This window comes from Bartonella sp. AA2SXKL (genome assembly GCF_042197205.1).
GTDB lineage: Bacteria > Pseudomonadota > Alphaproteobacteria > Rhizobiales > Rhizobiaceae > Bartonella.
In genome coordinates this window covers 1-8459 of the sequence record NZ_JBHIRN010000023.1, presented here as the reverse complement: position 1 = coordinate 8459, position 8459 = coordinate 1, and the positions used below count along the sequence as shown (strand labels likewise).

General features: G+C 39.6%; 12 protein-coding genes and 1 pseudogene. All 13 read right to left on the bottom strand.

Features of this window, described 5'->3' with window-relative positions:
- Nucleotides 1-969: 969 nt before the first annotated feature.
- Nucleotides 970-1071: a DUF2087 domain-containing protein gene (locus ACFINS_RS09025; protein WP_375674222.1), complete on the bottom strand. Its 102-nt coding sequence runs from the start codon at nt 1069-1071 to the stop codon at nt 970-972.
- Complete coding sequence (locus tag ACFINS_RS09020; protein WP_375706111.1) at nt 1050-1175, bottom strand: hypothetical protein; 126 nt, start codon at nt 1173-1175, stop codon at nt 1050-1052. Before ACFINS_RS09020 ends, ACFINS_RS09025 begins: the two co-directional genes overlap by 22 nt.
- A 3-nt stretch (nt 1176-1178) precedes the next feature.
- Nucleotides 1179-1388: a hypothetical protein gene (locus ACFINS_RS09015; protein WP_375668710.1), complete on the bottom strand. Its 210-nt coding sequence runs from the start codon at nt 1386-1388 to the stop codon at nt 1179-1181.
- Nucleotides 1389-1502: 114 nt separating this feature from the next.
- Entirely contained in the window at nt 1503-1667 is a 165-nt protein-coding gene (locus ACFINS_RS09010; protein WP_375621760.1) for a hypothetical protein, read from the bottom strand.
- A gap of 9 nt (nt 1668-1676) precedes the next feature.
- The gene (locus ACFINS_RS09005; RefSeq protein ID WP_375627878.1) at nt 1677-2831 is read right to left on the bottom strand and encodes an MFS transporter; all 1155 of its coding nucleotides are present in this window, start codon (nt 2829-2831) and stop codon (nt 1677-1679) included.
- Between the two features lie 163 nt (nt 2832-2994).
- Nucleotides 2995-3183: a hypothetical protein gene (locus tag ACFINS_RS09000; protein ID WP_375685538.1), complete on the bottom strand. Its 189-nt coding sequence runs from the start codon at nt 3181-3183 to the stop codon at nt 2995-2997.
- Between the two features lie 172 nt (nt 3184-3355).
- Nucleotides 3356-3493: a DUF2087 domain-containing protein gene (locus ACFINS_RS08995; RefSeq protein WP_375706110.1), complete on the bottom strand. Its 138-nt coding sequence runs from the start codon at nt 3491-3493 to the stop codon at nt 3356-3358.
- A gap of 21 nt (nt 3494-3514) precedes the next feature.
- Entirely contained in the window at nt 3515-4594 is a 1080-nt protein-coding gene (locus ACFINS_RS08990; protein ID WP_375706109.1) for a class I SAM-dependent methyltransferase, read from the bottom strand.
- A 10-nt stretch (nt 4595-4604) separates the two neighbouring features.
- Nucleotides 4605-5279: a hypothetical protein gene (locus ACFINS_RS08985; RefSeq protein ID WP_375612578.1), complete on the bottom strand. Its 675-nt coding sequence runs from the start codon at nt 5277-5279 to the stop codon at nt 4605-4607.
- Between the two features lie 194 nt (nt 5280-5473).
- Nucleotides 5474-6673, bottom strand: coding sequence for an MFS transporter (locus tag ACFINS_RS08980; RefSeq protein ID WP_375668712.1), 1200 nt, complete (start codon nt 6671-6673; stop codon nt 5474-5476).
- Nucleotides 6670-7860, bottom strand: a complete 1191-nt coding sequence (locus ACFINS_RS08975) for a hypothetical protein (RefSeq protein WP_375689557.1) — start codon at nt 7858-7860, stop codon at nt 6670-6672. The genes ACFINS_RS08980 and ACFINS_RS08975 overlap by 4 nt, the downstream gene beginning before the upstream one ends.
- Before the next feature lie 63 nt (nt 7861-7923).
- Nucleotides 7924-8073, bottom strand: coding sequence for a hypothetical protein (locus ACFINS_RS08970; protein ID WP_375689559.1), 150 nt, complete (start codon nt 8071-8073; stop codon nt 7924-7926).
- Between the two features lie 230 nt (nt 8074-8303).
- Nucleotides 8304-8459 (bottom strand): annotated as a pseudogene (locus ACFINS_RS08965) (DUF3792 domain-containing protein); the annotation flags it as partial.

The window sequence follows — 8459 nt, the reverse complement described above, 5'->3', positions numbered from 1 at the left end:
CGGGGTGGAGCAGCCCGGTAGCTCGTCAGGCTCATAACCTGAAGGCCGCAGGTTCAAATCCTGCCCCCGCAACCAAAGTTCCAAAACTAATACTCCCATAAAAATCAAATGATCTCTAAACATGACAATACACCCATAGTATTGCGTGAAAATATAATAATGCACGTCATGAAAAATGTTATAGAATAACTCTTTACTCAAAATTCCCCCTCTACTAGGAAAAGTCAGTAATTTACCTACATAAGTTCCCCTTCCTGCTACACTTTTCTCATAGAAACTCATCAAAAAAACTAGAAAAACTAGTCGCCCGTAAAACTACCAAGACCTAGGAGCGGCTTTGAAACTGGATCGGATGCCTTCTCATCTCATAAAAGAATGCAATAGGGACTAATAAAGGGCATGCCACTAATGAAGCAGTGGCAGGCAGAGGCAGGGAGAGAATGCTTTCTTCTCTCTAAAACGATAAATCTAAAAGCTCTTCTTAGTACTGCAAAACAAAAATATCACCAATCTCTGAAAATAAAAGCAGGAAAAGACAAGTGTAACGCGTAAACGCATGGAGTAAAATGCTAATCACTCGAAACTCTTCCCACGTACAAAAACCAAATAAGAACTAGGGGCATGCCTACTAATCATCATGCACCTTCGGAAGCAAAATGGGTAGGGGAAGAACGTATAAGCTACGTAATGCCACGCACTTAAAGGGGCGCTCAAGGCTAAATCTAAACTCAGATTCTCTTGGCTCTTATGTCATCTCTCCCTTTGTCCTATGTGTAGTCTGTATAGCCAAATCCTCAAAACAATCTGCCAACTTTTTGTAACAAAAAAACTGTACACAATTCCTTGAACTCCAAACTATCTATATCACTAAATACTAAGGGGGGCGCATAGCTGGCCTAAACTCTCTTTACAGAAAACAAAAAAACAAAACGCTGCATAAGAAAAACTCAAATGCTTGAATTTTTTCTTTCAACGTATGCGCTGATATTTGCTTGCATATCGTCTTAAAAATCCATTTTCCACCAAGGTTCGTCTTAATCTCGCAAAATCTAAAGTAAAAAGGCTACATATTTTTGATGTTTCCGTTTCGCGATAGTTTTTCCTATTTGAAATGCTTCTGCAATTTTTGTAAGTATATCTTCTGTTTCTAAATGGTGATCGCTAAAAATTTCCATATTTCATACATTTTTATCTTCTAGCGCTTGCCATAATTTATCGATTGCTTGAAATCCCTCTGTTGTGTTTTGAATAAGACCAAGGTTTAAAAGGCGATTAATAGATTTGTGAATGTTTTTGGTCTCTGAATTGACAAGTTTGAGGATATCAGAAAGAATTTTAGCACCAAGTATAATAACAGTATAGACAGCGCGTAGTGTCGGTGAGGTCATGGCAGAAATGAGCGAATTATAAGAAAAATGCTTTGGCTGTGTTGCACATGGATATCAATAGAATATTATTCGTGCAGAATGTAGCTACCTTACGCTTGTCTATCCCATAATCCTTTAAGCTATGAGACAATTTGCAACGGCGTTTACAGAGCAATCTTTAAAGACCGTTTTGAGCTTTTTTGCCGCAGAGTGTGTTACAAAATCATAATTGAGTGATTTATGGCGAAGTGTTTTGAGTGCTCTTGTTGTGCCACTGGTTGCAAAAACTATATGTGACATGGAAGCTGCTTATTTTTTCGTTTGCATGAGGCAAAGGCAAGAAGCAAAGGCGGAGGCACCAACAATCATGCAAAAGGTGAAAGCGATATGATTGTTGAAATGGCTGATAATCCATCCACTTGTCCATGAGCCGGCGGCTTGGCCAATATTTGAAATAACAAGAATATAACTGAAAAGAACACTAGCAGAGAGGGATGGGGTTGTTTTCCCTGCTTGATAGTATATTTCTGGAATCATGACAGATTCATAGACACTGTAGGCAATTAATGCAGTCACAGCGGTAAAGACCCCACCCATGAGGAAAAATGAGGAGAAACTTCCCATAAGCCATAATAGGTAGAAAGTTGATTTATCGGAAAGGCTGAGATGTTTATTGATTATTCCTTGCCAGATACAAATACTGATGCCAACAATTGAAAAGAAAATTCCACTATAAGGGGCGAGATTGCTGTCAAATTTACTGAGAAGTGTTGTGGTGGTGATGAAAATTCCCATGAGGAATGCACAAAGCAAAGCCGTGACCAGCAAATAAGCAATAGAACGATTATGTATTATTGTTTTTAAAGAAGAAAGAAGAGCTTTTTTTGTTTTTTTATTCTTTTCAAGAGATAATGTTTTATGCGGGTAATGATAAACAATTTGAATGGATAGAACACAAAGATACAAACCAATGAGTGCAAAAAAAGCCATTAAGAAGGTTGATGCGTTGTATTTTATGGCACTCGTTGCAACAAGAGGGGCGATAACGACAGCAGCATTTTGAAAAAAAGAATAGAGAGTTAATGCGCGTTTAAGAGCATTTTCATTGAGATGTTCTGATAAAATTTCTCTCAAAAATGGCTTTGAAATTGCTTTCGAAAAAGCCATTAAGGTAAAAAAGATCAACCATGCAGAAGGTGTGAGCGATAGGATAATGCACACAAAAGCGCTACTCCTTAAAATAAAGGCGGTAGCCATTAAGAGTTTACGCGAAAATCTTTCTAATAAACCTGTTGTGGTTACCATGAGAATGCTTTCAAGGATTACCGATCCAGCGAGATAAAAAGCAACATTGGCAGCAGTTATGAGAGAAGAGTTTCCAAGCAGAGGGAGTACAAAGAAAAAGGAAAATTCAGAAAGAAAAACTGTGCTATAGATGAAAAAAGGAATTTTATTTTTGCCCATGGAATTTCCATAGAAGTGTTGTTAAATGATCAAAGACATTTTGTTGTATCTTTTGAGGAAGTTTTGCCAGCCCTATTTCTGCTGTGCACATTTCGTTGAAATAGTATCTTTCTTGATTCACTAGCCAGTCCAATGCAAGAATATTGTTTTTTCTACGATGTTTTTAGAAATATCGAGCATGATTTGGATTGAGCAACAACACTGTGCCCGGATGTTCGCGCAACAATCGTAAGATCATTGAGACCTTGATCCTATATCTTCTCCTGATGGTTTTGACTATTCCCAATTCTTTTTGATAACCACCCAATCCTTTTTGATAACCAATTGGCATCCCGCATTCTTGCTTTTCCATTTTATCCTTTATGAAGAGGATGTACTATCCCCCATAGATTGTCAACATATGAATGGGATGAATGATTTTGTAACCTTTTAATGAAATTATATTTTTTTAGTGGAAGGTTATTCATTCTCTTGAAATAGAGAAGAAAAACGATAGCGTTCGCTAATCATTTTTCAATTTTCTTTTAGCGCATGCGTTGATATTTTCCTCCATGGCGTTGTAAAAAACCTCTCTCAACAAGAGTGCGTCGTAATCGGGCAAAGTCTATCGTAAAGAGGTTGCATATCTTGGAAACTTCCGTTTCGCTATAGATTTTTCCCATTTGAAAGGCTTCACCAATTTTTTATAGCATCTCTTCTGTTTCTAAATGGCGGTCGCTTAAATTTTCCCTCTCCCGTTCATGTTTATTTTCTAGCATTTTCCACACTGTCTCTTCGGCTTGAAATCCTTCTGTTGTGTTGTGAATAAGTCCAAGATTCAAAAGGCGATTGATGGATTTGTGAATGTTTTTGGCATCTGAATCGACATGTTTGAGGATATCAGTAAGATTTTTTGCACCAAGGATAATGGCGGCATAAACAGCGCGCAGTGTCGGTGACGTCATGGCAGAGATCAGTGAATTGCGGGTATTGCGTTTGTGAAGGGTTTCTTTCCCCATGGGCAAAAGATCATTGCGAATGGGCAGTTCATTGATTTCTATGAGTTCTGCTTGTAGCGATTGTGCGCGTACAATTTGTTCGGCTGGGGTGCGTTTGCGAATAATCCCCAGACCACCCTGGCGATATTTGTGGTTTTCGGGGAGTGTTAAAGCTTCATAGGAGCCATCAAGCCGGTAGAGAATTTCTTCCCACAAAGGAGTTCTGACGCGTCGAACCCGTTGTTCGCCATTGAGAGCAATTGTTGTTGTTATGGTTGGTTCATGCAGACATAGATAACCACCCGCGGTGATGTGTTCCCAAAGGGTTATAACAAATCGCACATCATCTGCGGGAGTACCAGCATCAAGCCAAGCAAAATCTATTGGTCCCCAAGATTTGAGGGTGCTTTCATCGAGAGAGAAGAAATTCTCATGGATAAATGTTACCATGTCTTTTTCAATACCGTCTTGAAGCAGTTTTTGCCATGCTTCTTCTGCTGATTGACCTTCTACTGTAAAATCATCAATGGTGATAAGCCGAGGTTCGTAATTCTCAAGGATTCCTGAAGGGTCAAGCAAAGCTGTTCGTTCTTCCCAAATGGCGGATTCTAGAAGCTTTTTATCCTGTTGCCATGTTTGTTTTGCTTTTTGCAGTGCTTTAGCAATCAAGCGCGTACTATCACCAGCACCGATTTCAATGACTGTGCGCGGTCTTGCCATTTGAATAAGCGCATAAATGAGCTGTGCACTATTTTCTGTTCCCATGCCAGGTCTTATCAGCTGCATCTTTTTATCCTTATAATTTTACCAATCGTAGCATTCCTGCTTTTACAAAAAATTTTATTGAATCCTCTATAGGGTGTTGAATGTGCATTGGTGTGGTGGCTTGCTTCAAGAGATGTTTTGTTTTTTCATGAAGCCGGATTGTACGCCCATTGAGTTGATTAATGGCAAGACTGCCAAGAGAAGAATCTATGATAATACATGTTGGCTCTCGTAAAAGAGCGGTTGCATCATTTTCTGAAAATGCTTTTTGATCTGTTTCGATGAGACCGTGTTGTAAAAGTGATATCAAAAGACTTCCAGAGGCAAGAAGAGTATCATTGAATTGTATTTCCCTCAGTGATTGGACAAGGCAGCCTTCACGAAGTGCTTCAAATGTGGGAAAGTCGAATCCGCCAAATGCCGCTCCTTTTGTAGAAACAATGGTGATGGGTTGTATTTGCCGTTTGCCAATGAGTGCTGGTTTGTTTTTTATTATTTGTACATCTTTTGCCCATTGAACGCGTGATAAAGGATTGAGTTCACTTGGGTAGACAGCGAAAGAATTGATGGCTATGGGCGGCGTTGGTTTTTGCAATTCAAGTGTGTGGGAGCTCTCATGACAATCATGTCGCATATAGTCTGCCAGTTGCCACACATAGCCGCCTGTTCCATTGTAAAAGTTTAAGCCTATAGGATCTTGTTGCATGATGTTAAACCGGTTTCTATTTTGCTATAAACTAAATTTTGGGAATGGTTGTTAGCTCTTCCACACTCAAGAGTGGTTCATCAAAGTCTTATTGGTTGGTGTGGGGTTGTATGGGAGATACAACGATTTTATCGAGGGGTGATTGTCATGTCCTTTTGTGGTGTATGGTTTGCTTGAGAAAAACGCCTCGTCCACTAACCATTATCAAATTCTCTCTGTTTTTTTTGTACGGCACTGTTCACAATAAAACCTAAGATGCCTGTGATCATGGTGGCGATGCCAATGATAAACAGTGTGCTTTGGGTGTGATGCACTTTTACAAAACCGGCTCCTAGAAAGCCAAGGCACACCGCTGTTTGTATGATAAAGATATAGGCAGGCATTTGGTTGTTTCGGTGTTCTTTCTGAATGGCTTTCATCATAAAACTTGCCATCAGAGCATTTTGCACGCCGTTAGCACCCCCAAGGATGAAAAATGACAGCATCATTAACCATACAATATGTGTTAAGGAAAAGCAGAAAATTGCAAAGCCGATGATTGCAGCGGCAAGTGATGCTCCAGCGGCATTACCAAAGCGATGAAAAAGGCTGGAGAAACAGAGTGGACCAACCACGAGGCCAAGACTTAACATGCTTGTGATTACCCCATAGGTTTCTGCACTGAAGTACAGCTCAGTGCGGATGCGGACAATCGATAAGACGTTGAGAGCAGAGGTGAGGATGATGGTAATGATGAGGGGAGAAAGAGCATAGACAACATTTTTTTTACGCAAGAGACCCGTTAAATCTAGCCCTTTTTTGCTTTTTTGCGTTGTGTTTGTCGTTTGTGTATGAATTTTAAAACTTTTAAAACAGAAGAGAGTGATAAAGGTAGCAAAAAGAACCATGACTGACAACACAAACAATCCTTTTTGCCCGTTTGATATTCCATACAATACACCTCCTAACAATGGTCCGGCAATATAGCCAAGATTACGGACTGTTTGGATAATGCGGTTGATACGGTCTAATTGCTGATCATTGGTTGCAAATTCTGGGACGGAAACGAGGATAGCAGACCAAAAGAGTGAACCAGCACAACCTAGTGCGAAAGAAAGGGCAATATAAACCCAAAATTGGTTGGCGATTGCAGCTGTGGCTATAAAGAGTGCTTCAAACAATAAAACAATGGGTACTGTTCGCGCTGGTTGGAAGCGATGTAAGAGACGTGGTGCAATGGGGCCTGCACAAATTGCCCCGACAAGCCCTGCAAACAGCAGCATTGAAATAGATGCTGTGCTTTCTGCTAAGTGGAGAGCAAATGTAACTTGTGCTGTTTCATCGGCAAAGCTGCTAAAGCCCAAAACAAGGAAAAGCCCCATTTGGGTAAAAATCATGGATTTTTTCTTTGTCACAATGCTCCCCAACATGCTAAAGCTTTTACAGCTTTTAAAATTTCCTTCTGTGCTGTGTCATGTGGTTTATCATTTAATTTTGCTAGATCTAATTTTTTTCCTGATGAAAGTTGAGAAAGGAAATGTTCTAGATGAGAGCTATACTCAAAACTGGCGCAATGCCCATTTGCTGCGATGAGCAGTTCTTTTGTTTCAGTTAAGGGCACCCATTGCAGGGTTGCAGGTGGGCGAAGAGTGATTTCATTTTCAATTTCGGAGACGTCAACAAGGGGGCGCTTGACACATAAACGTGAACTTGTATCACAAATTAATTGAGAAACCAGCATATGGCGTTTTAAGGTACCATTTGCGATGGCGGAGTTTAGTGCAGAGTGTTGAAAAGCATTATCAGGGTTTAAATTTGCTCTTCCTGATGCGCGGATATCATGTCGCGTTCGATCATCAAGATGGAGTAAATGCGTGACATAATTTTTATGATGTTGTGCATCGTGTGCTGTTTCCCAAAAAGCAATATTGATATTTGCCGCGATATTTTTTCCAGTTTCAGCAACGTGGAAAGCATCATGGGGAAAGTAGGCAACACGGTCTGTACGGTTTTGCAGCGCAATTGCTGTTAATTTATGCGCTTCATATTCAGGATATTTTAGCCCTTGGAGGTCTTCTCGTGTACTGGGCCATGCAAACATTGTTTTGCCATCCTGTAGAGTAAAACCAAAATTATGAGCGTGATCTACATGGATCCCAACATGGGTAGAAGAATACCGGCCAATGAAGCAGTCAATATCTACGCGTCCACCAGGCCTAAAACCTAAAGAATGAGCTAATTGATCTGCAAATTGTTTTGCCACATCCCATAGAACAGGGGTTGCAGCGTATAATCCATAATACATGACCGCCCATTCTTGTCCTTCGGCATATTGGTCAACGCGGGCAGTATATTCTTCTATAGTTCTATCCGTATCTAAAACAAGAAAGTTTGAAAGAGGACGTGGACTCCGCACTCCATTAACCACTGTTACTACTTCGGATTTAGGATTAAGAGCTAAGAGTTTATGAGGATGTAGAGCGTATTGTCTTAAAGCATTCAAAACATCCCTTTCATCGAAAGGGATGTGTGAAATTGATAATTCAGCTGCTTGCTTAGCCCAATTTTTTTGAGAAAAGCTCTCTGAAAATAACTGAAACATGCACTTAAATATACTTAATTTTAAAGTTAGATATGTAAATAGATCTGTATCAACAATACATTATTAAACTTCTAACGAACCATTCACATCAAGCTCATTTTGACAAATTTGAATATCGTTACGCTGTGCATACTTAGTAAGCATTGCAGTTGGCACAACTTCGTCAGCAGCCAATTCAATAACATTTTTTACTTTATTAAGTGAAATATTCATATATTTCCCCCCTTATAGTTGATAGAAAAACAATGATGACCAAAATAAAAAAACTACCACTTATTTCCTCTTAATATGGATTTTATTTTTGTCAAATGTTATGTTGATTGCAAAGAGCATTTTAAATAAGAGGGCTGAATTTTAGAGTGATTAAGAAGAATTTACAAAAAAAGCTGCACTATGCGTGCAGCTTTTTATGTATTTGCTTTAAAGGAAGACAGGTAGACGTTTTAAAGCATGAAAGTGTCCTTACGGCTTCTATAACCATAATAGCCAAAAACACTGGAAATAATGGCGCCTACCAGACTGCCTAAAAAGCCCCACCACCCCATATTGGAGGCTGTTTTTGTGGCTTTAGTTGCAGTGTTTTTTGCTCCCTTGATCGT